The organism is Pseudomonas linyingensis (genome assembly GCF_900109175.1).
GTDB lineage: Bacteria > Pseudomonadota > Gammaproteobacteria > Pseudomonadales > Pseudomonadaceae > Geopseudomonas > Geopseudomonas linyingensis.
Genome location: NZ_FNZE01000012.1, coordinates 15,533 through 41,319, shown reverse-complemented (window position 1 = coordinate 41,319; position 25,787 = coordinate 15,533). Strand labels below are relative to the sequence as shown.

The 25,787-nt window shown below is 68.2% G+C and carries 25 protein-coding genes; 11 read left to right on the top strand and 14 right to left on the bottom strand.

The genetic code is table 11. The features are described from left to right. Positions 1-18 precede the first annotated feature (18 nt). Positions 19-975 (bottom strand): TAXI family TRAP transporter solute-binding subunit, encoded by a 957-nt coding sequence (locus BMZ19_RS15030; protein ID WP_090312291.1) that lies wholly within the window; start codon positions 973-975, stop codon positions 19-21. A gap of 125 nt (positions 976-1,100) precedes the next feature. Between BMZ19_RS15030 and BMZ19_RS22870 the strand changes: the two genes are divergently transcribed. Beyond that, on the top strand, positions 1,101-1,544 hold the full coding sequence (locus BMZ19_RS22870; protein WP_090312289.1) for a lysozyme inhibitor LprI family protein: 444 nt from the start codon (positions 1,101-1,103) through the stop codon (positions 1,542-1,544). A 131-nt stretch (positions 1,545-1,675) separates the two neighbouring features. On the opposite strand, the gene BMZ19_RS15020 is transcribed toward BMZ19_RS22870, so the two are convergent. From BMZ19_RS15020 to BMZ19_RS15000, 5 genes are all read right to left on the bottom strand, one after another. Next, positions 1,676-2,311, bottom strand: coding sequence for an OmpH family outer membrane protein (locus BMZ19_RS15020; RefSeq protein WP_090312287.1), 636 nt, complete (start codon positions 2,309-2,311; stop codon positions 1,676-1,678). A gap of 64 nt (positions 2,312-2,375) precedes the next feature. Beyond that, positions 2,376-3,089 carry a hypothetical protein gene (locus BMZ19_RS15015; RefSeq protein ID WP_090312285.1) on the bottom strand — a complete coding sequence of 238 codons (714 nt, stop codon included), beginning with the start codon at positions 3,087-3,089 and terminating at the stop codon, positions 2,376-2,378. Positions 3,090-3,311: 222 nt separating this feature from the next. After that, positions 3,312-4,646 carry a sigma-54-dependent transcriptional regulator gene (locus BMZ19_RS15010; RefSeq protein WP_090312283.1) on the bottom strand — a complete coding sequence of 445 codons (1,335 nt, stop codon included), beginning with the start codon at positions 4,644-4,646 and terminating at the stop codon, positions 3,312-3,314. 2 nt (positions 4,647-4,648) lie between these two features. Continuing rightward, a complete protein-coding gene (locus tag BMZ19_RS15005; RefSeq protein ID WP_170847786.1) occupies positions 4,649-6,463 on the bottom strand; it encodes a sensor histidine kinase in 1,815 nt (604 codons plus the stop codon). Continuing rightward, entirely contained in the window at positions 6,460-7,386 is a 927-nt protein-coding gene (locus BMZ19_RS15000; protein ID WP_090312281.1) for a LysR substrate-binding domain-containing protein, read from the bottom strand. The genes BMZ19_RS15005 and BMZ19_RS15000 overlap by 4 nt, the downstream gene beginning before the upstream one ends. Before the next feature lie 166 nt (positions 7,387-7,552). Between BMZ19_RS15000 and BMZ19_RS14995 the strand changes: the two genes are divergently transcribed. Together BMZ19_RS14995 and BMZ19_RS14990 are read left to right on the top strand one after the other, a co-directional pair. Next, the gene (locus BMZ19_RS14995) at positions 7,553-8,734 is read left to right on the top strand and encodes an acyl-CoA dehydrogenase (protein ID WP_090312279.1); all 1,182 of its coding nucleotides are present in this window, start codon (positions 7,553-7,555) and stop codon (positions 8,732-8,734) included. A 148-nt stretch (positions 8,735-8,882) separates the two neighbouring features. Beyond that, on the top strand, positions 8,883-10,106 hold the full coding sequence (locus BMZ19_RS14990; protein WP_090312277.1) for a CaiB/BaiF CoA transferase family protein: 1,224 nt from the start codon (positions 8,883-8,885) through the stop codon (positions 10,104-10,106). A 67-nt stretch (positions 10,107-10,173) separates the two neighbouring features. On the opposite strand, the gene BMZ19_RS14985 is transcribed toward BMZ19_RS14990, so the two are convergent. After that, positions 10,174-10,545: a DOPA 4,5-dioxygenase family protein gene (locus BMZ19_RS14985; protein ID WP_090312275.1), complete on the bottom strand. Its 372-nt coding sequence runs from the start codon at positions 10,543-10,545 to the stop codon at positions 10,174-10,176. A 123-nt stretch (positions 10,546-10,668) separates the two neighbouring features. Here BMZ19_RS14985 and BMZ19_RS14980 point away from each other — a divergent pair, with 123 nt between their 5' ends. Beyond that, the gene (locus BMZ19_RS14980; RefSeq protein ID WP_090312273.1) at positions 10,669-12,231 is read left to right on the top strand and encodes a SulP family inorganic anion transporter; all 1,563 of its coding nucleotides are present in this window, start codon (positions 10,669-10,671) and stop codon (positions 12,229-12,231) included. A gap of 57 nt (positions 12,232-12,288) precedes the next feature. Here the strand turns inward: BMZ19_RS14980 and aroE are convergent, their stop codons facing one another. Then, positions 12,289-13,107, bottom strand: coding sequence for a shikimate dehydrogenase (gene aroE, locus BMZ19_RS14975; RefSeq protein WP_090312271.1), 819 nt, complete (start codon positions 13,105-13,107; stop codon positions 12,289-12,291). Beyond that, a complete protein-coding gene (hemF, locus tag BMZ19_RS14970; protein WP_090312269.1) occupies positions 13,107-14,027 on the bottom strand; it encodes an oxygen-dependent coproporphyrinogen oxidase in 921 nt (306 codons plus the stop codon). The genes aroE and hemF overlap by 1 nt, the downstream gene beginning before the upstream one ends. Before the next feature lie 153 nt (positions 14,028-14,180). Here hemF and BMZ19_RS14965 point away from each other — a divergent pair, with 153 nt between their 5' ends. Next, the gene (locus tag BMZ19_RS14965) at positions 14,181-15,155 is read left to right on the top strand and encodes a quinone oxidoreductase family protein (RefSeq protein WP_090312268.1); all 975 of its coding nucleotides are present in this window, start codon (positions 14,181-14,183) and stop codon (positions 15,153-15,155) included. 43 nt (positions 15,156-15,198) lie between these two features. On the opposite strand, the gene tsaC is transcribed toward BMZ19_RS14965, so the two are convergent. The 3 genes from tsaC to BMZ19_RS14950 all read right to left on the bottom strand — a co-directional run bounded on the left by tsaC (position 15,199) and on the right by BMZ19_RS14950 (position 18,094). Beyond that, the gene (gene tsaC / locus BMZ19_RS14960) at positions 15,199-15,756 is read right to left on the bottom strand and encodes an L-threonylcarbamoyladenylate synthase type 1 TsaC (RefSeq protein WP_090312266.1); all 558 of its coding nucleotides are present in this window, start codon (positions 15,754-15,756) and stop codon (positions 15,199-15,201) included. 81 nt (positions 15,757-15,837) lie between these two features. Further along, positions 15,838-16,950 carry a DNA-processing protein DprA gene (gene dprA, locus BMZ19_RS14955; protein WP_090312265.1) on the bottom strand — a complete coding sequence of 371 codons (1,113 nt, stop codon included), beginning with the start codon at positions 16,948-16,950 and terminating at the stop codon, positions 15,838-15,840. Positions 16,951-17,068: 118 nt separating this feature from the next. Continuing rightward, the gene (locus BMZ19_RS14950) at positions 17,069-18,094 is read right to left on the bottom strand and encodes a LysM peptidoglycan-binding domain-containing protein (RefSeq protein ID WP_090312263.1); all 1,026 of its coding nucleotides are present in this window, start codon (positions 18,092-18,094) and stop codon (positions 17,069-17,071) included. Between the two features lie 140 nt (positions 18,095-18,234). On the opposite strand from BMZ19_RS14950, the gene def reads away from it, so the two are divergent. From def to BMZ19_RS14920, 6 genes are all read left to right on the top strand, one after another. Further along, positions 18,235-18,744: a peptide deformylase gene (gene def / locus BMZ19_RS14945; RefSeq protein WP_090312260.1), complete on the top strand. Its 510-nt coding sequence runs from the start codon at positions 18,235-18,237 to the stop codon at positions 18,742-18,744. A 49-nt stretch (positions 18,745-18,793) separates the two neighbouring features. After that, positions 18,794-19,750, top strand: a complete 957-nt coding sequence (gene fmt / locus BMZ19_RS14940; RefSeq protein ID WP_090312258.1) for a methionyl-tRNA formyltransferase — start codon at positions 18,794-18,796, stop codon at positions 19,748-19,750. A gap of 5 nt (positions 19,751-19,755) precedes the next feature. Then, positions 19,756-21,066, top strand: a complete 1,311-nt coding sequence (rsmB, locus tag BMZ19_RS14935) for a 16S rRNA (cytosine(967)-C(5))-methyltransferase RsmB (RefSeq protein ID WP_090312472.1) — start codon at positions 19,756-19,758, stop codon at positions 21,064-21,066. Between the two features lie 57 nt (positions 21,067-21,123). Continuing rightward, a complete protein-coding gene (trkA, locus tag BMZ19_RS14930; protein WP_090312256.1) occupies positions 21,124-22,497 on the top strand; it encodes a Trk system potassium transporter TrkA in 1,374 nt (457 codons plus the stop codon). A gap of 68 nt (positions 22,498-22,565) precedes the next feature. Continuing rightward, complete coding sequence (locus tag BMZ19_RS14925) at positions 22,566-24,017, top strand: TrkH family potassium uptake protein (RefSeq protein ID WP_090312254.1); 1,452 nt, start codon at positions 22,566-22,568, stop codon at positions 24,015-24,017. Between the two features lie 86 nt (positions 24,018-24,103). Next, positions 24,104-24,424 (top strand): tetratricopeptide repeat protein, encoded by a 321-nt coding sequence (locus tag BMZ19_RS14920; protein WP_090312252.1) that lies wholly within the window; start codon positions 24,104-24,106, stop codon positions 24,422-24,424. A 17-nt stretch (positions 24,425-24,441) separates the two neighbouring features. Here the strand turns inward: BMZ19_RS14920 and BMZ19_RS14915 are convergent, their stop codons facing one another. Together BMZ19_RS14915 and BMZ19_RS14910 are read right to left on the bottom strand one after the other, a co-directional pair. Beyond that, on the bottom strand, positions 24,442-24,708 hold the full coding sequence (locus tag BMZ19_RS14915) for a PilZ domain-containing protein (RefSeq protein WP_090312250.1): 267 nt from the start codon (positions 24,706-24,708) through the stop codon (positions 24,442-24,444). A 95-nt stretch (positions 24,709-24,803) separates the two neighbouring features. Then, on the bottom strand, positions 24,804-25,691 hold the full coding sequence (locus BMZ19_RS14910; protein WP_090312248.1) for a lysophospholipid acyltransferase: 888 nt from the start codon (positions 25,689-25,691) through the stop codon (positions 24,804-24,806). Between the last annotated feature and the right edge of the window lie 96 nt (positions 25,692-25,787).

Here is a 25,787-nt window from a genome sequence, read left to right as displayed (position 1 = left end):
GCGCCGGCAACGGGACGCTTACTTGAGGACGCCGACTTCCCGGTAGTAGCGCTCGGCGCCCGGGTGCAGCGGGATCGGCAGGTTCTGCGCGGCGGTTTCCAGCTTGATGTCCTTGGCCGCGGCGTGCGCATTGCCCAGACGCTCGAGGTTGTCGAACAGCAGCTTGGTCATCTGGTAGGCCACCTCGTCGGAGACCTTGTCGTGGCTGACCAGGATGTTGGTGATCGCCACGGTCGGCACGTCGGCGCTCTGGCCGTCATAGGTGCCGGCCGGAATCATCCCCGGCTGATAGGCGGCGTTGCCGATCTTGGTCACCACATCCTGCGGCACCGCGACATAGCTGAGCTTCATGGTCGAGGACAGGTCGCGGATCGCCGCCATGCCCAGGCCCGAGGACTGCAGGGTGGCGTCCAGCTGGCGGTTCTTCATCAGCTCAACCGACTCGGCGAAAGGCAGGAACTCGACCTTGCCCATGTCCTCGTAGGTCAGCCCGGCAGCCTTGAAGATCGCCCGAGCGTTCAGCTCGGTCCCGGACTTCGGCGCGCCCACGGAGATGCGCTTGCCCTTGAGGTCGGCCAGGGTCTTGATGCCGGAGTCCTCGCTGGCGACGATCTGGATGTAGTTGGGGTAGGTGCCAGCGATGGCGCGCAGACGCTTCAGCGGCGCCTTGAAACCGGCCTCCTCGACCCCGGCCCAGGCATCGGCCACCGAGTCGCCCAGCGCGAAGGCCAGTTCGCCGCGGCCGATCTGCAGCAGGTTGAGGTTTTCCACCGAAGCCTTGGTCGCCTGTACCGAAGTCTTCGAGCCGTCGATGCCGGTGCTGTAGACCTGCGACAGGGCCACGCCGACCGGGTAGTAGACGCCGCTGGTGCCGCCGGTGAGGACGTTGATGAAGGTCGGTGCGGCGAGGACCGCGGTGCTGGCAGTGAAAGCCGCCGCTGCAGCGAACAGGCCAAGACGTTTGCTCAGATTCATGTGCTGTATCCATCTTGTTATTGGTATGGGCAGGCAGAGATGCGCGGCCAGGCGGCCGGCACATGCCGGGATAGTGCAGTGCTGAGTATTGCAGGCAGCGTGCCAGAAGCTAGAAGCGCTCTAACATGGGGATCAGTAGGCAAGGGCACGCCGCCAATCGGCGGATTCTTGCCGATATATGGGCAGCAGACGGCAATTTCCTGCCGATCCATGACAGGCCACGAGGCCCGCGGAAACGCCTCGCACGGCGCAAGCATGGCCGGCGGACCTGGCTTGCGATAGTTTGCGCCGGATCAGCCGAACCGGGCGGAGCATCCGTCCAGCGTCTGTGGATCAAATATCGGGATGTCGACTGCGGCCTGTTCGCCAGCCTGACCGAGAGCAGCATCGACAGGATCAATGGAGCGGGGTATTTGCTCGACATGACCAAGGGGCGAGCGGACGAGCTGGCCGGGATTGCGCAGCAAGAATTCCGAGTGGGGCCTGGCTCCGGGCGTTTCGACGAGAAGCGAAGCCGGGGTTGGCTAATGGCCAGGCGCTGCCGGTGGCCAATGGCGGCTTTCGGTTGATAGCAGGTGGTTACGAATGACCGGAGTCGGCCAAGAGCGGACATACAAATAACTCAAAAAATACCTATAAATAAATCCGCCCCCTTTTTCGCTGCTGCTCTGCAGGGAGTCAGGTACGCCTGATATCAGCTCTACTGCGAGGCTTCTTGCTGGCTCAGGGCTTGCGTAATGACCCCGCCGGTCACATCCAGCACCTGATTGGCCTTGTTGTAGGCGATACTGGGTTCGTTGGTAATGATGAGGGCCAGGTCGTTTTTGACTGCGTAGGTGGCAACCGCTTGCCGTATCGTCTCATCCATGATTTTCTGAACCTTGATGTCGTGCTCCCTCCGCCGCTGCTCTAGTTCAGTGAATGTCTTCGCTTTGGCTTTCAGGTCAAGGATCAGTTGATCGGTTTCGATGCTCTTGATGCACGCATGTAACTCCGGACTGGCGACCGAGGTGATAGCTTGTGGAACGCTGCCTTCGAATCTCCTGGCACCAGCGCCATTCTGTTGGCCCATGCAGCGTTGCATGCTGCTTCGCTTGAGCTCGGAGATCTGTTCGTTGATTCGCGAGTACTCCTGCTGTTTGGCCTGATATTTGTCGTCGATATCCGCAGGATACGGATTCTGCTCCTTGACGACTTCGCGGACGGCGGCCTGGATTTTTGACGTGTTGATCAGTGCCCAATCCGGTGTGCTATCGCCCAGGAAGACATCCTTGCAACCGCCAAGGGTCAGGGTAGCAACCGCGACGATCAGTGGTCTGGTAAGTCTGATAAACATGGAAACTCCTTTTTCACATTGCCTGGAATGGGTTGATCACTACAAATGGCTGCAGGCTCTGCAATCACTCGCGGCTTTCGAAAGACATCCTGAAGTGGAGGTTGTGCCCGCGATTCTGCGTCTGCCAGGCGAAGCCAGTCATGTGCTCCCTGCGACCGTCGGGGTTCGCCTCCCTGAAGAAGGCGCTGCGGCCCTCGGCATAGTCAAAGCGTGGCTTGGCACCGGAGCCTGGTGGGCCTGAGTAGCTAGGTCCCATGTTGTGAATGGCTATTCTGGTTCCGGCAGGGTTCCCCAGCTCGGAGAGCGTGACCCAGGCAATGTATTCCTTACTGGGATCCAGCCGAATGTGCGGAATGTCGAAATCTTGCCAGCTACTCAGGGAGCTCTGACTGATGCTTGGTAACAGGCGGGGTTCCGATGCCCATATTTCCATGGGCGCCGGCCGATCCATCAGCCATTCGGAAAGTATCAGCTGGAAATTGGCCTCCGGCTCTAGGCCGTTGTGATTGTGCTGGGCCATGAGGAAGCCGACCTTGAACAGAATCGGGGTTTGCGGGTTGGGCGAGAAAATCTGGCCTGCGGCTGTTGTCCCTTCGCGCGTGGTTGTGCTGTGGATCACCCAGCTCGAAGATTCCGTGCCGCGGGGAGGCTGGATTGGCAGTGTCGATTCGATGCGCTCTACCGTTGCGACCACCTCGTCCTTCAACTTCTCTGGCTGAGACTGGTACCAATACAGACCGGCCACCAGTAACAGGCCCGGTACAAAAAATTTGTTCATGCGCATCCTGCGAGGAAACGGGACATGGGGTCTTCGAGTGGCAAGCGTCCGGCCAACCCGTCTCAAGACTGTCAATTCAATCAGAATGCACCTTGGCCAGGGTCGGCAACAACCTTCTGGCAGATGGAGGTGCCCAGAAATCTGTCCTGTTTCACAAGTAAGAAAGAGGGCAGATTTATTTTTCCATGAAGTGACCGTCCGTTTATGGCCGATACCAGCCAATCACTCATCCCCGCCCTGCAGGAACTCGCCCCGACTGATCCCATAGCGCTGCATCTTCTCGTTCAGCGTCCGCCGCGGCAGTTGCAGCAGGGTCATCGCCTCGGCGATGTTGCCGCGACACTGCTGCAGGGCATGGCGCAGGCACTGTTCCTCGAAGGCATCGAGCTGGGCGGCCAGCGACTGGCTGGGGCTGGCCACCGCCGCGCCGCGGCCGAGGCCGAGGACGTGGCGCTCGGCGGCGTTGGCCAGCTCGCGCACGTTGCCCGGCCAGTCGTGGGCGAGCAGGCGCGCCAGCTCGACCGGCGCCAGCGGGCGGGCCTCGCGGCCGTGGCGGGCGGCGGCCTCCTGGGCGAAGTGCTCGAACAGCAGGGGGATGTCCTCGCGCCGCGCGCGCAGCGGCGGGATGTGCAGCTCGGCGACATTGAGGCGGTAGAAGAGATCCTCGCGGAAGCGCCCGGCGCGCACCTCGGCGGCGAGGTCGGGCTTGACCGCGCTGATCACCCGCAGGTCGACGGCGATGCTGCGGTTGGAGCCGAGGCGCTCCAGGCTCTTCTCCTGCAGCACGCGCAGCAACTTGGCCTGCTGGGCCAGCGGCAGGCTTTCCACCTCGTCGAGGAACAGGCTGCCACCGTCGGCGTGCTCGATGCGGCCGATGCGCTTGCCCTGGGCGCCGGTGAAGGCGCCGCTCTCGTGGCCGAACAGCTCGCTCTCGAACAGCTGCTCGGGGATCGCCGCGCAGTTGAGGGCGACGAAGGCCTTGCCGGCGCGCCGACTGAAGTCGTGCAGACAGCGCGCCACACGCTCCTTGCCGCTGCCGGTCTCGCCGCGGATCAGCACATTGACCGAGGTGGTGGCCAGCTCGAGGATCTGCCGGCGCAGCTCGACCATCGCCGGCGACACGCCGAGCAGTTGCCCCTCGATGCGCCCCTGCTGGCTCACCTGGCGGCGCAGGGCGCGGTTCTCGCAGACCAGCCGGCGCTTGTCGAGCGCCCGTTGCAGGCTGCCGAGCAGGCGCTCGGGGGTGAAGGGTTTCTCGATGAAGTCGTAGGCGCCCTGCTGCAGGGCGGCCACCGCCATGGGCACGTCGCCGTGGCCGGTGACCATGATCACCGGCAGCTCGGCATCCAGCGCCTGCAGGCGTTCGAGCAGCGCCAAGCCGTCCATGCCCGGCATGCGCACGTCGCTGACCACCACCCCGGCAAAGTCCGGGGTCAGCAGCGCCAGCGCCTCCTCGGCACGCGCGCAGGTGCGCACGCTGATGTCGGAGAGTTCCAGCCACTGCTGCACCGCCTCGCGGATCGGCGCCTCGTCGTCGATGAAGATGATCTGCTGCATGTTCACTCCTGCGCTCCGGCGCGCAGTGTAACCGGCGCTGCGGCGGCCGGCAGGCGAATGCGGAACACCGCGCCGTCGCGGTCGTTGTGCACCTCGAGCAGGCCGCCCAGCTCGCGGACGATGCCGTAGGACACGGCCAGGCCAAGGCCCAGACCCTCGCCTACCGGCTTGGTGGTGAAGAACGGCTCGAAGACCCGCGGCAGATCCTCGGCGGCGATGCCGCCGCCACTGTCGCCGACCTCGAGCAACCAGTCGTCGCCCGCGCGCTGCAGATCGATGCGCAGCTCGCGCACGTCCTTGCCAAGCATGGCGTCGAGGGCGTTGTGCAGCAGGTTGACCAGCACCTGTTCGAGGCGGATGGCATCGCCCTCGACCCAGGCGTCGGCAGCGCGGCGGCGCAGCACCAGCACGTCATCCTGGCGGATGCGCGGCTCGAGCAGCAGCAGGGCGTGGTCGACCACGCTGTCCGGCTGCAGGCGCTCGCGCAGGCCACCGGGGCTGTTGCGGGCGAAGGTCTTCAGGTGTCCGGTAAGCGCGGCCATGCGGGTGAGCAGACCGTCGAGGCGCGCCAGGCAGGTCTGCACCGCCGCGCCGTCACCCTTGGCCAGCAGCAGACCGAGGCTGCCCAATTGCATGCGCATGGCGGTCAACGGCTGGTTGATCTCGTGGGCCAGCGCGGCGGACATCTGTCCCAGCGCGGCCATCTTGGCAGCCTGCACCAGTTCGTCCTGGGCCTGGCGCAGTTCGGCGGTGCGCTCGTCGACCAGGCGCTCCAGCTCGACGCGCGAACGCTGGAGCAGGCGCCGGTTCTTCTCGCGCTGGGCGAGGAACAGCAGCAGGAAGACCAGCGCCAGCCAGGCGCCGGCGGCCGCCAGACGGTAGCTGCGCGAGGTGCCGTCCGGCGCACGGGCTTCGTGCAGCAGTTGCAGGGTCCAGCCATCCTCGACCAGCGGCTGGCGCAGGCTCAGGTAGTCGTGGCGACCATCCGGGCCGGCGATGCGCAGCAGGTCGCCGCCCTCCAGCGTCTCGAGCACCTGCACGTCGAGCGGCTGCAGGGTCTGTTCGGCGTACTTGCGCGCACTGAGCAGTTCGGCGCGCAGCTGCGGGCCGAGCGGCTGCAGATAGCGAAAGCGCCAGGCCGGCCGGCTGGCGAGCTGGACGATGCCGTAGCGGTCGGTGACCAGCAGGATGCCCGGCTGGCCGGCCCAGTCGCGCTGCAGTTCCTCCATCTCCAGCTTGAGTACCACCACGCCGAGCGGACTGCCGTCGAGATCGCGCACCACCTGGGCGAGGAAGTAGCCGGGCACGCCGGTGGTCACGCCGACCGCGAAGTAGCGACCGCCGCCGGTGCGCATGGCGTCGCGAAAGTACGGGCGGAAGGCATAGTTGCGGCCGATGAAACTGGTCGGCTCGTCCCAGTTGCTCGAAGCGATGGCGGTCCCCTCGCTATCCAGCACGTAGACCATCGCCGCGCCGGCCTCGAGGCTGAGGCGCTGCAGGCGATGATTGAGCTGCTGGCGCCGCAAGAGGTCGGGGCCGGCACGCAGCACCGCCTGGACCTCGCCGTCCAGGGCGATGATCGCCGGGATGGAGCGGTAGCGCTCGACCAGGATGCGCAGCGACTGCGCATACAGCTCCAGCTGGCCACGCGCCTCGACCGTGCGCTCGGCCCATTGGCGCCGCTCGGCGGCACGGCCGGCCAGCCAGACGCTGGCCAGCAGACCGGCGAGGATCAGCAGGACGACCAGGATGACCCGGGTGCGCGCGGACTGCAGGGAGATGGGCCGCTCGGCGGTCGACGGCGACTGAAGGTTCATTGCAGGCCGGCCTCGTTGCGGAACAGTCGCGCCTCTTCGGCCAGCCAGTCGCGGAAGGCGCGCAGCGCCGCCAGCTCCAGCTTGCGCTCGGGGATGACCAGGTAATAGGCCTTGTCGCTCAGCTGCAGGGCGTGCTGCAGCGGCACGACCAGGCGGCCCTCGGCCAGCTCGCGCTGGATCATCAGCGGCGGGATCAGCGCCACGCCCATGCCGTGCATGGCGGCCTGGGCGAGCATGGAGAACAGCTCGTAGCGCGGCCCGCGCAGGTCACCCTCGACCTGCAGGCCGAGCGAGCCGAACCACTGCCGCCAGGCGTAGGGCCGGGTGCTCTGCTGCAGTAGCGGCAGAGCGGCGATCTGTCGGGCCGCGATCGGTCGGGCGTCGAGCTGGACGTGCGGGGCGATCAGCTCCGGGCTGCACACCGGCAGCGGGTTCTCGCGCATCAGGAAGCTGGCGCGGGTGCCCGGCCAGTCGGCATCGCCGAAGTACAGCGCGGCGTCGAACTCGGTGTCGGCGAACAGGAACGGGCGGGTGCGGTTGGTCAGGTTGACGGTGACCTCGGGGTGCAGGCGCTGGAAATCCTTGAGGCGCGGCAGCAGCCACTGGGTGGCGAAGGTCGGCACCACCGCCAGCTCCAGGCTGGTGCCGCCCTGCTGGCCCATCACCGCCAGGGTGTCGCGCTCCACCGCGTCGAGCTGGGCGGCGATGCGCCGGCTGTAGGACAGGCCATCCTCGGTGAGCATGACGCCGCGGCGGGTGCGGCGGAACAGCTCGATGCCGAGGAACGCCTCAAGACTGGCGATCTGCCGGCACACCGCGCTCTGGGTCAGCGCCAGCTCCTCGGCGGCCTTGGTGAAGCTCTGGTGGCGCGCTGCCGACTCGAAGGCGACCAACGCGGCGGTGCTGGGGATCTTGCGGCGCATGTGCGGCAATCTCACTGAATAAGCGGCCAATGGCAGTCTATAGCAGTTTCGGAGTGATAAATCAGCACAATGGCGTGCGAAATCCTCGTTTGCTGCCAGACTTGCTGGCACCCTAGGATCACGACATCGAACCTTCGCCAACAACAACACTTCGAGGATTTCGCCCATGGCCGGAAAAGTCAGCTTCAACTGGGAAGACCCGCTGCTGCTCGATCAGCAACTGACCGACGAAGAGCGCATGGTGCGCGACAGCGCGCAGAAGTTCGCCGCCGACAAGCTGGCGCCGCGGGTGCTGGAAGCCTTCCGTCACGAGCACACCGACCCGGCGATCTTCCGCGAAATGGGCGAAACCGGCCTGCTCGGCGCGACCATTCCCGCCGAGTACGGCGGCAGCGGCCTCAACTACGTGTGCTATGGGCTGATCGCCCGCGAGGTCGAACGCATCGACTCCGGCTACCGCTCGATGATGAGCGTGCAGTCTTCCCTGGTGATGGTGCCGATCTACGAGTTCGGCAACGAAGCCACCCGACAGAAATACCTGCCCAAGCTGGCCAGCGGCGAATGGATCGGCTGCTTCGGCCTGACCGAGCCCAACCATGGCTCCGACCCGGGCTCGATGATCACCCGCGCGCGCAAGGTCGACGGCGGCTACCGCCTGACCGGCAGCAAGATGTGGATCACCAACAGCCCGATCGCCGACGTGTTCGTGGTCTGGGCCAAGGACGACGCCGGCGAGATCCGCGGTTTCGTGCTGGAGAAGGGCTGGCAGGGCCTGAGCACTCCGGCGATCCACGGCAAGGTCGGCCTGCGCGCCTCGATCACCGGCGAAATCGTCATGGACAACGTGTTCGTTCCGGAAGAAAACGCCTTCCCCGAAGTGCGCGGTCTCAAGGGTCCGTTCACCTGCCTGAACTCGGCGCGCTACGGCATCGCTTGGGGCGCGCTGGGCGCCGCCGAAGATTGCTGGCACACCGCGCGCCAGTACGTGCTGGACCGTCAGCAGTTCGGCCGCCCGCTGGCCGCCAACCAGCTGATCCAGAAGAAGCTGGCCGACATGCAGACCGAAATCACCATGGCCCTGCAAGGCTGCCTGCGCCTGGGGCGGATGAAGGACGAAGGCACCGCGGCGGTGGAAATCACCTCGATGATGAAGCGCAACAGCTGCGGCAAGGCGCTGGACGTGGCGCGCCTGGCCCGCGACATGCTCGGCGGCAACGGCATCAGCGACGAGTTCGGCGTGGCCCGCCATCTGGTCAACCTGGAAGTCGTGAACACCTACGAGGGCACCCACGACATCCACGCGCTGATCCTCGGCCGCGCACAGACCGGCATTCAGGCGTTCTTCTGAGTCGCGAGGTGGATGGCCGGAGCGCCATCCACCCCACGCCCCTTCGCCCAGCCGTAGAGTTGGAAAGCGCACCCGCGCTTTCCTCCTTGCCTCGTCACCGGTGGAAAAGACCTGCGGTCGTTTTCCGCCCTACGAAGGAAGTTCCGCCATGTCCGGCGCCCTGTCGCATATCCGCGTCCTCGACCTGTCCCGCGTGCTGGCCGGCCCCTGGGCCGGGCAGATCCTCGCCGATCTCGGCGCCGAGGTGCTCAAGGTCGAGCGCCCAGGCGCAGGCGACGACACCCGTCACTGGGGGCCGCCGTTCCTGCGCGACGCCCAGGGCGAGAACACCGCGGAAGCGGCCTATTACCTGAGCGCCAACCGCAACAAGAAGTCGCTGACCGTCGACTTCACCCGCGAGGAGGGCCAGCGCATCATCCGCGAGCTGGCGCTGCAGTCGGACATCCTGCTGGAGAACTTCAAGGTCGGCGGCCTGGCCGCCTACGGCCTCGACTACGCCAGTCTGAAAGAGATCAACCCGCGGCTGATCTACTGCTCGATCACCGGCTTCGGCCAGGACGGCCCCTACGCCCAGCGCGCCGGCTACGACTTCATGATCCAGGGCCTCGGCGGGCTGATGAGCCTGACCGGGCGCGCCGAAGGCGAGGAGGGCGCCGGGCCGGTGAAGGTCGGCGTGGCGCTGACCGACATCCTCACCGGCCTGTACGCCAGCACCGCGGTGCTCGGCGCGCTGGCGCACCGCGAGCAGTCCGGCCACGGCCAGCACATCGACATGGCCCTGCTCGACGTGCAGGTGGCCTGCCTGGCCAACCAGGCGATGAACTACCTGACCACCGGCGTGGCACCGCGCCGCCTCGGCAACGCGCACCCGAACATCGTGCCGTACCAGGACTTTCCCACCGCCGACGGCGATTTCATTCTCACCGTCGGCAACGACGGCCAGTTCCGCAAGTTCTGCGAGGTCGCCGGGCATCCCGAATGGGCCGAGGACCCGCGCTTCGCCAGCAACCGCGAGCGGGTCGCGCATCGCGCCGAACTGATTCCGCTGATCCGTCAGGCCACCGTGTTCCGCAGCACCGCCGAGTGGATCGCCGCCCTGGAGCCGGCCGGCGTACCGTGCGGGCCGATCAACGACCTGGCCCAGGTGTTCGCCGATCCGCAGGTGATCGCCCGCGGCCTGCGCCTGGAGCTGCCGCACCCGCTGGCCGGCGTAGTACCGCAGGTGGCCAGCCCGATCCGCCTGTCGGCCACCCCGGTGGAGTACCGTAATGCGCCGCCGCTGCTCGGCGAGCACACCGACGTCGTGCTCGGCGAGCTGCTCGGCCTGGATGCCGCCGCCCTCGCCGAACTGCGCGCGCGGCAAGTGATTTGAGCGTGGTTCCCACCCTCGGGAATCTTGACCGGGCCTCGCGCCCGGTTTTTTTATGGCGACGGAAACCTCAGAGGTCGTAGACCACCGAGGTCTCCGGCAGCACCGACAGATCCAGCGGGCGCACGCTGCCCAGCCAGATCGCGCGGTCGCGGTGGTCGATCAGGTCCTCGCCGGTGATCGGATGGACGAACACGGTCAGGCCCTGACGGTTGAGCGCCAGCCACGGCAGCACGGCGGCGAACAGCTCGGCGCGCAAGGCCAGCTGGCAGCTCCAGTCCGGATGCGGGCCGACCGGCTTCTCGTGCACGCGACCCATCTTCAGGCCGGGAAAGCGCGCGGCAGCCGCCTCGCACAGGGTGCGTGCCTGCTCGAGGGTCTGCGCGTCGAAGTAGACGTGGGCGTGCCAGCCGCGGATGACGGCGGGGTTCAGCTCGTTCATGGTCGGTGCCTGCTCTGGGCTGCAAGGGCGAACCCCATGATAGCCCCGGCGACACGCAGCGCGCCCATCCCGGCGCCAATCCGCTACCCTGTGCCCATTCCAGTCTGCACGCCGCGAGGTCCCATGCCCCATCGCTACAGCCTGCTGCCGTTCCTGCGCTGGCTGCCGCAGGTCACTGCGCGCAGCCTCGGCCGCGATGCCCTGGTCGGCCTGACCGGGGCGATCCTCGCCCTGCCGCAGTCGATCGCCTACGCGCTGATCGCCGGCCTGCCGGCTGAGTACGGCCTGTACGCCGCGGTGGTGCCGGTGATCGTCGCCTGCCTGTGGGGCTCCTCCATGCACCTGATCGGCGGGCCGACCGCGGCCATCTCGGTGGTGATCTTCGCCAGTGTCAGCCCGCTGGCCGCACCGGCCAGTCCGGACTACATCGCTCTGGTGTTGCTGCTGAGCTTCCTCGCCGGGCTGTTCCAGTGGCTGCTCGGCCTGCTGCGCTTCGGCAGTCTGGTCAATTTCATCTCGCAGTCGGTGCTGCTCGGCTTCACCCTCGGCGCGGCCCTGGTCATCGCCCTCGGCCAGGTACCCAACCTGCTCGGCCTCGACCTGCCCGGCCAGGCCACCGCGCTCAAGGGGTCGCTGGCGCTGGGCGAGCATCTGAGCGAGGCGCACTGGCCGTCAGTGGCGGTGGCCGCGCTGACCCTCGGCGTGGCGCTGGGAGTGCGCCACCTGTGGCCGCGCCTGCCGGCGCTGCTGCTGGCCATCCTCGCCGGCAGCCTGCTGGTCTGGCTGCTGCCCGGCGTGTTCGCCGCGGTGCCGCAGGTCGAGGCCTTCGCCGGCAGCCTGCCGCCGATGGCCGCGCTGCGCTTCGATCTCGACAGCGTGCTGACCCTGCTGCCGGCGGCGGTGGCCCTCGGCCTGCTCGGCCTGGTCACCAGCCTGTCGATCGCCCGCGCGCTGGCCCAGCAGTCGCAGCAGATCCTCGAGGTGGATACCGAGGTGCGCGGCCAGGGCCTGGCCAACCTGGTCGGCCCGTGGTTCTCCGCCTACCTGTCGGCCGGCTCGTTCACCCGCTCGGCGCTCAACCAGCAGTCCGGCGCGCTGTCGCCGCTGGCCGGGGTGTTCTCGGCGTTGTGGGTGGCGCTGTTCACTCTGTTCGGCGCGGCGCTGCTAGCGCACGTTCCGCTGCCGGCGATGGCCGCGGTGATCCTGCTGATCTGCCGGGGACTGGTGGACGTGCCCGGCCTGCGCGCGCTGTGGCGGGTGAGCCGGGCGGAGTTCGCGGTGATGGCGCTGACCTGCGCCGCCACCCTGCTGCTGGAGCTGCAGACGGCGATCTACGCCGGGGTGCTGGCCTCGCTGCTGTTCTACCTCAAGCGTACCTCGCAGCCGCGCCTGCAGCGCTGGTACGAGGGCAGCGACGAGGTGCTGGGCATCGAGGGCTCGATCTTCTTCGGCGCCTGCGCCTATCTGCAGCGGCACATCCAGGCCAGCCAGGCACCGGCGGTGATCGTCGACGCCCACTACGTCAACTTCATCGACTACGCCGGGGTGGTGATGCTGCACCAGGAGGCACGCCGCCTGGGCCTGCAGCAGCGCAGTCTGGTGCTGCGCCGGGTGCGTCCGCGGGTGCGCGAGGAGCTGCTCAAGCTGGAAGGCGCCGAGCAGTGCCCGCTGCAGTTCAAGGACTGAGCGGGCGGGCGGCGGAGACCCTGCATGACCGGCGCACGGCCGGTCATGCAGCGGCGCTCAGCCCAGCAGGCGGCGCAGCTCGGCGAGCACCGGCGCGCTGTCCGGGCGCACGCCGCGCCAGACGAAGAACGCCTCGGCGGCCTGCTCGACCAGCATGCCCAAGCCGTCCAGGGTGCGCGCCGCGCCGTGCTCGGCCGCCCAGCGATTGAAGGCGGTCGGCTCCTTGGCGTACATCATGTCGTAGCACACCGTGTGCCCCGGCTGGATCAGGCTCGGCGAGATCGGCGGCAGCTCGCCGGCCAGGCTGGCCGAGGTGCCGTTGACGATCAGGTCGACCGGCGCGTCGATCCAGTCGAAGCCGCTGGCCAGCACCGGGCCGAGGTCGGAGAACAGCCGCGCCAGCTCTTCTGCCTTGGCCACGGTGCGGTTGGCGATCACCAGCTCGGCCGGCTTTTCCGCCAGCAGCGGCTCGAGCACGCCACGCACCGCACCGCCGGCTCCGAGCAGCAGGATACGCTTGCCGGCCAGCTCGAGGCCGGCGTTGACGGTGAGGTCGCGCACCAGCCCGGCGCCGTCGGTGTTGTCGCCGAGCAGGCGGCCATCGGCCAGCTTTTTCAGGGTGTTCACCGCCCCGGCGCGGGCGGCGCGCTGGCTGAGCTCGTCGGCGAGGCGGAAGGCCTCTTCCTTGAACGGCACGGTGACGTTGGCGCCCAGGCCCTCGGCGAAGAAGGCGCGGGCGAAACCGACGAAGTCGTCCAGCGGCGCCAGCAGCGCCTCGTAGCTGAGCTGCTCGCCGGTCTGCGCGGCGAACAGGCGGTGGATCAGCGGCGACTTGCTGTGGCCGATGGGGTTGCCGAACACGCAATAGCGGTCCATCACGCCCCTGCCTCGCCCAGCCAATCGCGATCCTGCAGGAAGTACTCGGTCAGCCGCGCCTCTTCGCTGCCAGGCTCCGGCTTCCAGTCGTAGCCCCAGCGCACGATCGGCGGCAGCGACATGAGGATCGACTCGGTGCGCCCGCCCGACTGCAGGCCGAACAGGGTGCCGCGGTCGAACACCAGGTTGAACTCGACGTAGCGGCCGCGGCGATAGGCCTGGAATTCACGCTGCTGCTCGGTGAACGGGGTGGCCTTGCGCTTGCGCACGATCGGCAGGTAGGCCTCGATGTAGGCGTCGCCCACCGCGCGGATGAAGGCGAAGCAGGTGTCGAAGTCCCACTCGTTGAGGTCGTCGAAGAACAGGCCGCCGATGCCGCGCGGCTCGCCGCGGTGCTTGAGGTGGAAGTAGCGGTCGCACCATTCCTTGTAGCGCGGGTAGACGTCGGCGCCGAACGGTTCGCAGGCCGCGCGCGCCACGCGGTGCCACTCGATGCAGTCTTCCTCGTGGGCGTAGTAGGGGGTCAGGTCGAAGCCGCCGCCGAACCACCACACCGGCTGCTCGCCTTCCTTCTCGGCGCAGAACAGCCGCACGTTGGCGTGCGAGGTCGGCACGTGGGGGTTTTCCGGGTGGATCACCAGGGACACGCCGAGGGCCTGGAAGCTGCGCCCGGCCAGCTCCGGGCGGTGGGCGCTGGCCGACGGCGGCAGGCCGTCGCCGAACACATGGGAGAAGTTGACTCCGCCCTTCTCGATCAGCGCGCCGTTCTCCAGCACGCGGGTGCGGCCACCGCCGCCGCCCGGACGCTCCCAGGCTTCCTCGCGAAAGCGTGTGCCGCCGTCCTCGGCCTCGAGGGCGGCGCAGATACGGTCTTGCAGGTCGAGCAGGTAGGCCTTCACGGCCGCGATACGGTCAGTCACAAGTCACCTCGGATCCGGGTCTGGCCGCACGGACAGGCCGGCGGCGCGCAACAGGCGGCAAGCATACCACCGCGTTTTGCACCCCGGGCTTGACGCAGGCCATGGCGCAAGCTTGGATGGGCGCCTTGCCATCTGCAACGAGGATTCCCGGCCATGGCCAAACGCATCCAGCTCAGCCGCCACGGCGGCCCCGAGGTGCTCGAGTACGTCGACTTCACTCCCGCCGCCCCCGGCCCGCGCGAGGTGCGCGTGCGCAACCAGGCCATCGGCCTGAACTTCATCGACATCTACTACCGCAACGGCCTGTATCCGCTGAGCCTGCCCTCGGGGCTGGGCAGCGAGGGCGCCGGAGTGGTCGAGGCGGTCGGCAGCGCGGTCAGCGAGTTCCAGGTCGGCGACCGGGTGGCCTACTGCACCGGACCGCAGGGCTCCTACGCCGAGCTGAGCGTGCTGCCGGCCGACGTACTGGTGCCGCTGCCCGCCGGGGTGAGCTGCGAGCAGGCCGCCGCGGCGACCCTCAAGGGCCTGACCGTGCAGTACCTGCTGCGCCAGATCGGCAAGCTGCAGGGCGGCGAAACCATCCTGTTCCACGCCGCCGCCGGCGGTGTCGGCAGCCTGGCCTGCCAGTGGGCCAGGGCGCTCGGCGTCAGGCTGATCGGCACGGTCGGCTCGGCCGAGAAGGCCGAGCGCGCGCAGGCGCTGGGCGCCTGGGCGACCATCGACTACAGCCGCGAGGACGTGCGCGCGCGGGTGCTGGAGCTGACCGATGGGGAGAAGTGCCCGGTGGTCTACGACTCGGTGGGCAAGGACACCTGGGAAATCTCCCTGGACTGCGTGGCCAGACGCGGCCTGCTGGTCAGCTTCGGCAACGCCTCCGGCCCGGTCACCGGGGTCAACCTCGGCATCCTGGCGCAGAAGGGCTCGCTGTTCGTCACCCGGCCGACCCTGGCCGGCTACGCCGACACCCCCGAGCGCCTGCGCGCCATGGCTGCGGAGCTGTATGCGCTGGTCGCCAATGGCACCCTGCAGGTGGAGATCGGCCAGCGCCACGCCCTGGCCGACGCCGGAGCGGCCCAGGCCGCCCAGGCAGGGCGGAAGACCACCGGCTCGACCATCCTGCTGCCCTGACAGCTGCGCATGGAAACCCTGAAATTCCGGGTTGCCATGGACTTCAGGACGGGCGGATCACCTGGCCGGTGCGCAGGTCGCGGATCAGGCTGGGGTTGCGCCGGCCGCCCAGCGCGCCGCCGAGCACCGCGTCGAGCTGGCCGCCGAAGTACTGCTCGACGCGCAGACGGGTACGCGCCGCCGGGCGGCCGGCGGGATTGGCCGAGGTCGACACCAGCGGCCCGGTGTGGGCGCACAGCGCGCGCACCAGCGGGTGGTCGCTGACCCGCAGAGCCACGCTGTCGTGCATCCCGCTGATCCACTCGGGCAGGCGGTCCTGATGCGGCACCAGCCAGGTGTTCGCCCCCGGCCAGCTGAGCTGCAGCTGCGCGCGCCAGGCCTGCGGCAGATCGTGGATGAGGAAGTCGAACTGGGCTATGTCGGCGGCCACCAGGATCAGGCCCTTCTCCACCGGGCGCGCCTTGAGCGCCAGCAGGCGGAACACCGCCTCGGCATCCCACGGGTCGCAGCCCAGCCCCCACACCGCCTCGGTGGGGTAGGCGATCACGCCGCCCTGGCGCACCACCTGCGCCACCTGCTGCACCTGCCACTGCCCGACCATCACCACCTCCGCGCGCTGGAAAACTGCTGCGCAGTGTATCCGCTCGGGCCAGCGATGGCAGTGCATGTCGATGGGCAGGGCTCAGCCGCAGCAGACCCAGCAGCCGTTGTCGCAGCCGATGCGCCCGTCCAGCTCCAGTTCGGTGAGCTGGGCGAGCAGTTCGGGCAAGGGCAGGCCGCTGCTCACGGCCAGAGCCTCGCTGCTCTGCGGTGCGGCACGCAGCAGGGCCAGCAACGGGTGTGGCTCCTCGCCCAGATCGATGGCCTGCTGGCGCGGCGCGGCCCTGGTCGGCACGCGCTGCCAGCCGCGCAGCGCCTCGAGAATATCCTCGACCTTCTCCACCAGCTGGGCGCCCTCGCGGATCAGCTGGTGGCAGCCGCGCGCGCCGGGATGGTGGATCGAGCCGGGAATGGCGAACACCTCGCGGCCCTGCTCGGCGGCCAGCCGCGCGGTGATCAGCGAGCCGCTGGACGGGCTGGCCTCGACCACCAGCACGCCGAGCGACAGGCCGCTGATGATGCGGTTGCGCCGCGGGAAGTTGCCGGCCTGCGGCGGTGCGTCGAGTGGCAGCTCGGAAACCAGCGCGCCGCCCTCGGCGACGATGCGCCGGGCCAGCCCGGCGTGGCGTTTCGGATACAGGCACTCGAGGCCGGTGCCGAGCACCGCCACGGTGACGCCGCCAACCTCCAGGGCGCCGAGATGGGCGGCGCCGTCGATGCCCAGCGCCAGCCCGCTGGTGACCACGAAGCCGCCGCCGGCCAGGCTGCGGGCGAAGGCCGCGGCGGTGTCCAGTCCCGGCCGGCTGGCCTGACGGCTGCCGACCATGGCCAGTTGCGGGCGCTCGAGCAGCCGGGGGTCGCCGGCGACCCACAGCAGCGGCGGCGCGTCGTTCAGCTCGGCGAGCAACGCGGGGTAGTACGGATCGTCGAAGCACAGCAGGTACTGTCCGGGCTGCTCCAGCCAGGCCAGGGCGTGTGCCGCCTGGTCGCGCACCCTGGCGCTGCGCCGTGCCAGGGCGGCAGCCTGTGGCAGGCCGAGGGACTGCCAGGCGAAAGCCGGCGCGCTGAGGGCGGCACTGGCCGAGCCGAACACCTCGAGCAGGCGGCGAAAGCGCCGCGGACCGATCTCTGGCAGGCCATGCAGGCGAAGGCGGGCTTCCAGTTCGGCCGGCGACGGGGCGGTGGGATGGGGCATGGCGATCGTCCTTGATCGGGAGAGGAGGGCGGAACGGCAGGGCCGCTGGTCGGCGCAGCTCCTTGCGCCCGGCCAGAAACACGAAGCCCCCGCAGGGCGGGGGCTTCGTTCACCGCACTTACGGGTTGCGGACCTTGTCGTTCACCGCCAGCGAGCGGCTGGCGTTGAGCACCAGGCCGTAGCTGAGCTTGTCGTAGGTGCGGAACACCATCAGCAGGCCGGAACGCTCGTCGGGGATCTTCACGCTCTCGCCGGTGATGCGGTCGCGCACGGTCTCGCCGGTTTTGTAGATGGCCAGCACGTTGCCTTCTTCGAGGCCATCGCGACGGCCCTTGTTGAGGGTGACCACGTCGAGCTGGCCGACCTGGGTCACACCGCGCGGCACGTCGAGGATCAGGCCGTCGATCTCGCTGCTCGGCGAGCTGGGCATGAAGGTGGAGCTGATCGCGCGCTCCTCGGTGGGCAGCAGGCGGTCGCCCATGCGCACTTCCTGGGTGGTGCGGCTGAGCACCAGGGTGGCGATGTCGCCTTCCTCGGCTACCACTTCGCCGCTGCCGATATCGTCGGCGTTGATGCCGAGGACTTCCCCGGTCTGCGGGTCGGTGTAGGTCTTGCCCTGACGGAACAGGCCATAGACCGGCTGGCCGTCGGCGAAGCTGCCGCGGGCATAGATGCGGTCGCCGGCACCGCTGACCACGCGCTCGGCGTTGCCGGCGACGATGTACGGTGCCTGGGAGAATTCGCTGGCGCTGTCGACGATGCGGTTGCTGAGCAGGAAGCTGTTGATCTTCTCCAGCGGGATGGCCGGGATCGCCTCGGCCATCGGCGTGCTGCGCACGTGCGGTGACAGCTTGATGGTGCCGCGCGAGGCGCCGCGGCCGAGCACCAGGCGCGGCTGGCCGTCGATGTAGACCAGGCTGAGCTCATCGCCCGGATAGATCAGGTTGGGATTCTGCACCTGCGGGTTGGCGTGCCAGATTTCCGGCCACTTCCACGGCTGGCGGAGGAACTTGCCGGAGATGTCCCACAGGGTGTCGCCGCGCACCACGGTGTAGCTCTGCGGATGGCCGTCCCGGAGCTGGACTTCGGCCTGGGCCAGGCTGCCAGCCGCCATCAGCAGCAGGGCGACTAATGATTTCCTCATGAGGTGAATCCCTTTATCATGTGCCGACACACAAAACGTGCGCTGGCCGGCGAAATACGCGGCCTCAAGCCGTTTTTCGAGCTGCCGGGCATCTTATCAGCCGGTTTTCGATTTATTCCACAAGTGCATCACAAACGCATATGGCGATCCTGAACATTCTCGAATTCCCCGATCCCCGCCTGCGCACCCACGCCAAGCCGGTGGACGTGGTGGACGACGCGCTGCGCCAGCTGATCGACGACATGTTCGAAACCATGTACGCGGCGCCCGGCATCGGCCTGGCCGCGACCCAGGTCAACGTGCACAAGCGCCTGGTGGTGATGGACCTGTCGGAGGACAAGAGCGATCCGCGGGTGTTCATCAACCCCGAGTTCGAGCCGCTCACCGAGCAGATGGACCAGTACCAGGAAGGCTGCCTGTCGGTGCCCGGCTTCTACGAGAACGTCGACCGCCCGCAGAAAGTCAGGATCAAGGCGCTGGACCGCGACGGCCAGCCCTTCGAGCTGATCGCCGAGGGCCTGCTGGCGGTGTGCATCCAGCACGAGTGCGACCACCTCAACGGCAAGCTGTTCGTCGACTACCTGTCCAGCCTCAAGCGCGACCGGATCAAGAAGAAGCTGGAAAAACAGCATCGCCTGCAACACTCCTGATTCACCAGAAGGCTTGCCCGCGGCAAGCCTTTTTTCTTGAGCGAGCCCCATGAGCCAGCCCCTGCGCATCGTCTTCGCCGGTACTCCGGAATTTGCCGCCCGCCACCTGCAGGCCCTGCTCGACAGCGGCCTCAACCCGGTGGCGGTGTACACCCAGCCCGACCGCCCGGCCGGTCGCGGCCAGAAGCTGATGGCCAGCCCGGTCAAGCAGCTCGCCGTCGCCCACGAGATTCCCGTGCTGCAGCCGGCGACCCTGCGCGATCCGGCAGCCCAGGCCGAACTGGCCGCGCTGGCGCCCGACCTGCTGGTGGTGGTGGCCTACGGCCTGATCCTGCCGCAGGTGGTGCTGGACATCCCGCGCCTGGGCTGCATCAACAGCCACGCCTCGCTGCTGCCGCGCTGGCGCGGCGCCGCGCCGATCCAGCGTGCGGTGCAGGCCGGCGATGCCGAATCCGGGGTCACCGTGATGCAGATGGAAGCAGGCCTGGACACCGGGCCGATGCTGCTCAAGGTCGTCACCCCGATTGCTGCCTCCGACACCGGCGGCAGCCTGCACGACCGCCTGGCCGAGCTGGGCGCCGCGGCGGTGGTTGCGGCCATCCCGCAACTGGCCGCCGGCGAACTCAAGGGCGAGGTGCAGGACGATGCCCTGGCCACCTACGCCCACAAGCTGAACAAGGACGAGGCGCGCCTTGACTGGAGTCGTCCGGCCGTGGAGCTTGCGCGTCTGGTGCGCGCCTTCAATCCCTGGCCGATCTGCCATACCACGCTGGCCGAAGCGCCGCTCAAGGTGCTGGCTGCCCAGCTCGTCGCAGAAGGCCAGGGCGAAGGGCAGGGCGCACCGGGTGAAATCCTCGACGCCAGCCGCGACGGCCTCGTCGTGGCCTGCGGCACCGGCGCCCTGCGCCTGACCCGCCTGCAGCTGGCTGGCGGCAAGCCGCTGAATTTTGCCGACCTGTACAACAGCCGCCGCGAGCAGTTCGCCACCGGCCAGGTGCTGGTCTGATGAGTATCAATCCGCGGCTGGCCGCCGCCCGCGCCCTCGGCGCCGTGCTCGCCGGCAAGGCCTCGCTGGGCAGCGCGCTGCCGGCGCAGCTGGACAAGGTCGAGGCCCGCGACCGCGGTCTGACCCAGGAGCTGGCCTTCGGCACCGCACGCTGGCAGCCACGCCTGGCCCTGCTGGCGGACAAGCTACTGCAGAAGCCGTTCAAGGCGGGCGATCAGGACCTCGAGGCGCTGCTGTTGATCGGCCTGTATCAGCTGCTCTACACACGCATCCCCGCCCACGCGGCGATCGGCGAAACGGTCGGCTGCGTCGACAAGCTGAAGAAGTCCTCGGCCAAGGGCCTGATCAATGCCGTGCTGCGCCGTGCCCAGCGCGAGGGCGAGGCGCTGCTCGCCGCGCTGGAGAAGGACCCCGCCGCGCGCACCGCCCACCCGCGCTGGCTGCAGAAGGCACTGAAGGCGCACTGGCCGGCGGACTGGGAAACCGTCTGCGCGGCCAACAACAGCCATCCGCCGCTGACTCTGCGGGTCAACCGCCGCCATGGCTCGCGCGACGCCTACCTCACCGAGCTGGCCGCCGCCGGCATCGAGGCGCGCGCCTGCCCGTTCAGCACGGATGGCGTGCAGCTGGCCTCCCCCTGCGACGTCACCACCCTGCCGGGCTTCGCCGCCGGGCGGGTCAGCGTGCAGGACGAGGCCGCCCAGCTGGCCGCCGACCTGCTCGAGCTCAAGCCCGGCCAGCACGTGCTGGACGCCTGCTGCGCCCCGGGCGGCAAGACCTGCCACCTGCTGGAGGCCGAGCCGACGCTGGCCGTCACCGCCGTCGACCTGGAAGAGAGCCGCCTGGTGCGCGTGCGCGAGAACCTCGCCCGTCTGCAGCTGGATGCCCACCTGATCGCCGCCGATGCACGCGCGGTCGGGCAGTGGTGGGACGGTCAAGCGTTCCAGCGCATCCTCCTCGATGCGCCTTGTTCGGCCACCGGGGTGATCCGTCGCCATCCGGACATCAAGCTGACCCGCCAGGCCGACGACATCGCCGCCCTGGCCGCCCTGCAGGGCGAGCTGCTGGATGCCCTGTGGCCGACCCTGGAAGTAGGTGGCGTGCTGCTCTACGCCACCTGCTCGAGCCTGCCGACCGAGAACACCGAGGTGATCGGTGCCTTCCTCGCCCGCACCCCCGGCGCGCGCGAGCTGGACATTCCCGGTCCGTTCGGCCTCAAGCAGCCGCACGGTCGCCAGTTGCTGGCCCAGGTCGACGGCCACGACGGCTTCTACTATGCCAAGCTGATCAAGATTGCCGCCGCGCCGCGGGGCTGACGGCGCTCGCCCAACAAGAATGCGGCGGGCCAGGACCCGCCCCACAGGAGTAGTCGGATGAAGATCATCATTCTCGGCGCGGGGCAGGTCGGCGGCAGCCTGGCCGAGCACCTGGCCAGCGAGGCCAACGACATCACCGTGGTCGACACCGACGGCGACCGCCTGCGCGACCTCGGCGACCGTCTGGACATTCGCACCATCCAGGGCAAGGGTTCCTACCCGACCGTGCTGCGCCAGGCCGGCGCCGACGACGCCGACATGCTGGTGGCGGTGACCAACAGCGACGAAACCAACATGATCGCCTGTCAGGTCGCCTACACCCTGTTCAACACGCCGACCAAGATCGCCCGCGTGCGCGAGGCGGCCTACCTGACCCGCGCCGGCCTGTTCTGCAACGAGGCGATCCCGGTCGACGTGCTGATCAGCCCGGAACAGGTGGTGACCAACTACATCAAGCGCCTGATCGAATACCCCGGCGCCCTGCAGGTGCTCGACTTCGCCGACGGCAAGGCCCAGCTGGTCGGCGTGCGCGCCTACTACGGCGGTCCCCTGGTTGGTCAGCAGCTCAGGCAGATCCGCGAGCACATGCCGACCATCGACGCCCGGGTGGCGGCCATCTACCGCCGCGACCGGGCGATCCTGCCGCAGGGCGACACGGTGATCGAGGCCGACGACGAGGTGTTCTTCATCGCCGCGCGCAGCCATATCCGTGCGGTGATGAGCGAGCTGCGCCGGGTCGAGGACAGCTACCGCCGGGTGGTGATCGCCGGCGGCGGGCATATCGGCGAACGCCTGGCCGAGGCCATCGAGACCCGCTACCAGGTGAAGATCATCGAGATGAACCCGGCGCGCTGCCGCTACCTGTCCGACACCCTGGAAAGCACCATCGTCCTGCAGGGCAGCGCCTCCGACCGCGACCTGCTGGTCGAGGAGAACATCAACGAAGCCGACATCTTCCTGGCCCTGACCAACGACGACGAGGCCAACATCATGTCCTCGCTGCTGGCCAAGCGCCTCGGCGCGCGCAAGGTGATGAGCTTGATCAGCAACCCGGCCTACGTCGACCTGATCCAGGGCGGCGAGATCGACATCGCTATCAGCCCGCAGCAAGCCACCATCGGCACCCTGCTGACCCACGTGCGCCGCGGCGACATCGTCAGCGTGCACTCGCTGCGCCGCGGCGCCGCCGAGGCGATCGAGGCCATCGCCCACGGCGACGCCAAGTCGAGCAAGGTGGTCGGTCGCCGGGTCGCCGACGTCCCGCTGCCGCCGGGGAGCACCATCGGGGCGATCATCCGCGACGAGGAAGTGCTGATCGCTCACGGCGAGACGCGCATCGAGTCGGGCGATCACATCATCCTGTTCCTGGTCGACAAGAAGCACATCCGCGACGTGGAACGCCTGTTCCAGGCGGGCCTGACCTTCTTCTGACCCCCGCCGGGCAGCGGAGCGATCGCCCCGCTGCCATGCCCACGCCCTTGCGCCGGTAACCTCCGTACATGCATTACGCCGTCATTTCCCGCATCCTCGGCATTCTGCTGATGCTGTTCAGCATCACCCACCTGCCGCCCATGCTGCTCGGCGTGCACGACGGCGACGACACCTGGCACAGCTTCGTCTGGTCGTTCGCCATCACCCTGGTGACCGGCGCACTGATCTGGCTCCCGACCCGCGAGGCGCGTGGCGAGCTGCGGGTACGCGACGGCTACCTGATCACCGCACTGTTCTGGTTCGTCCTCGGCCTGTTCGGCGCCATCCCCTTCCTGCTCAGCGAGCGGCCGGCGATGGACGCCACCGACGCGCTGTTCGAAGCCTTCTCCGGCCTGAGCACCACCGGCGCCACCGTGCTCACCGGTCTCGACGAGCTGCCACGCTCGATCCTCTACTACCGCCAGCAACTGCAGTGGCTGGGCGGCATGGGTATCGTGGTGCTGGCGGTAGCGGTGATGCCGATGCTCGGCATCGGCGGCATGCAGCTGTACCGCGCCGAGATGCCGGGACCGCTGAAGGAGAACAAGCTGTCGGCCCGCATCGCCGACACCGCCAAGACCCTCTGGCTGATCTACTGCGGTCTCACCGCGCTCTGTGCGTTGGCCTACTGGATCGCCGGCATGAGCCTGTTCGATGCCATCGGCCACAGCTTCGCCACCATCGCCATCGGCGGTTTCTCCACCCACGACGCCAGCATCGGCTACTTCGACAGCGCGCTGATCGAGGCCATCTGCATCTTCTTCATGGCCGCCTCGGGGATGAACTTCGCCCTGCACTTCCTCGCCCTGCGCAGCCGCTCGCTGAAGGCCTACCTGCGCGACGCCGAGTGCATGGCCTACCTCAAGCTGCTGGCGGCGGTATTCGTTATCACCACGCTGATCCTGCTGGTCTACAGCCACCACGAACATCCGCTCGACTCGGTGCGCTACGCCGCCTTCCAGGTGGTCTCGGTGTTCACCACCACCGGCTTCGGCGTCGACGACTTCAGCCTGTGGCCGAGCTTCCTGCCTTTCCTGCTGCTGTACACCGCCTTCATCGGCGCCTGCGCCGGCTCCACCGGCGGCGGCATGAAGGTGATGCGCGCCATGCTGGTGGTGCGTCAGGGCCAGCGCGAGATCCAGCGCCTGTTGCACCCCAACGGCGTGTTCGGGGTGAAGATGGGCCGGCGCAAGGTGCCGGATCGGGTGGTCGAATCGGTGTGGGGCTTCTGCGCCATGTACATGGTGACCTTCTTCGGCCTGATGCTGCTGCTGCTCGGTAGCGGCCTCGACCCGATCACCGCCTTCTCCAGCCTGGCCTCGTGCATGAACAACCTCGGCCCGGCGCTGGGCGACGCCACCGCGCACTATGCCAGCCTGCCGGACAGCGCCAAGCTGCTGCTCAGCGTGGCGATGATCCTCGGCCGCCTCGAGGTGTTCTCGCTGATCGTGCTGCTGTCGCCGAGCTTCTGGCGCTACTGAGGCGCACTCCGGTAGGGTGGACAAGCGCGCAGCGTTGCCCACCAGCGGCCGCTGCGGAATCGTCCTTCCACTACAAAGGAACGCCCATGACCACCGTCGCCGCACTGGAAAAACTTCTGGCCGCCGGCCACGACAACGCCCTGCTGCGCTTCGGCCTGGGCAACGCCCACCTCGACGCTGGCGACGCCGCCCAAGCGCTGCCCCACCTGCAACGCTGCGTGGAGTTCGACCCCAACTACTCGGCGGCCTGGAAGCTGCTGGGCAAGGCCCAGGCCATGCTCGGTGACAACGATGCCGCGCGCACCGCCTGGCAGCAGGGCCTTGACGCAGCCCGCCGCCACGGCGACAAGCAGGCGGAGAAGGAAATGACGGTGTTTCTCAGAAAGCTGGACAAGCCGCGTCCCTGAGCGGCTGCGCTGCGGCGTCAGTCGTCGGCGTAGGTCAGCGCCACGCCGCCGCTCTCGCAACGCACCACGCGCATCCGCACCAGCGGAGCCTCCCCCGGCAGGCCCTGGATCTGGCCGCTGACCAGCTCGCCACCCCGCAGGAGGCGGTGGGCATCCTCGATCACCACGAACACGCCGCCGTCGGAGATGTCGCGGGTGGCGGCCATCAGCCCGCCGTGCAGCGGGTGGTCGATGCGCAGGGGAACCTTGATGGGTGTGCGCACGTGCTCACGTCTGTTTTCCATGCTCGAGATAGTCCTTTTTCTGGAGAGGTGGGCAAGACAGTATTGGCTATCCCCCTGCGGGGCAAGCCCCCTCGCCACCCGCGCGCACCGAATGCTCAGTACCAGCGCTGCTCGCCTTGCGGACGCTTCTTGAAGCGCTTCATGCTCCACATGTACTGGCTCGGCCAGCGCCGCACGTAGCTCTCGAGCACCCGGCTCATCGCTGCCACGCCGACTTCCGGGTCCTTGCTGTACATCTCCTCCGGCGCCGCCTCGAGGATCACCTTGAAGCCGCTGCCGTCGTCGAGGCGGATGGCATGCAGGAACACGCCGACCGCCTTGTGCCCGGCGAGCATGCCCGGCACGAACTTGCTGGTCAGTGCCTGCACGCCGAGGAAGGGCACGAACAGACCGCTGCCCTCGCTCGGCTCCGGGTCGGCGGGGATGCCCACCGCGCCACCGCGACGCACTTCCTTGATCACGCTGAGGATGCCTTCCTTGGTCGACGGCGCTACCCGGTTGCCCATCTGCACCCGCTGCTGCTGCAGCAGCTCATCCACCGCCTTCTGCTTGGGCGGGCGGTAGAAGATGATCGGCTTGCACTGGTTGCAGTAGAAGTGGTTGAGCACCTCCCAGTTGCCCAGATGGCTGGTGATACCGACCACACCCTTGCCACTGGCCAGCGCCGCCTCGAGCACCTCGAGGCCCTCGACCTCCTTGACCAGCGCCAGCGACTTCTCAGCCGGCCATATCCACGCACAGGCGCTCTCGGTGAAGGTCTTGCCGATGTCCTTCAGGGTGCGGCCGAGCAACGCCTCGCGCTCGGCCGCGCCCAGTTCGGGAAAGCACTTGGACTGGTTGATGCGCACCACCTCGCGCGAACTGTTCGGCAGCTTCCACATCAGCCAGCCGATGGCCGCGCCGAGACCCTGCACCCACGACCAGGGCAGAGCGGCAACCAGCCGCAACGCACCCACCACCAGGGCGCCTTTGATCTTCTCCACAGGACTCTCCCGCGATTGCTCAGGGTGGGCATTGTACCTGCGCGACGTGCAGCGGGTCAGGCCGGCGGACCGGGCGCACACGCCGCATGCGTGCCC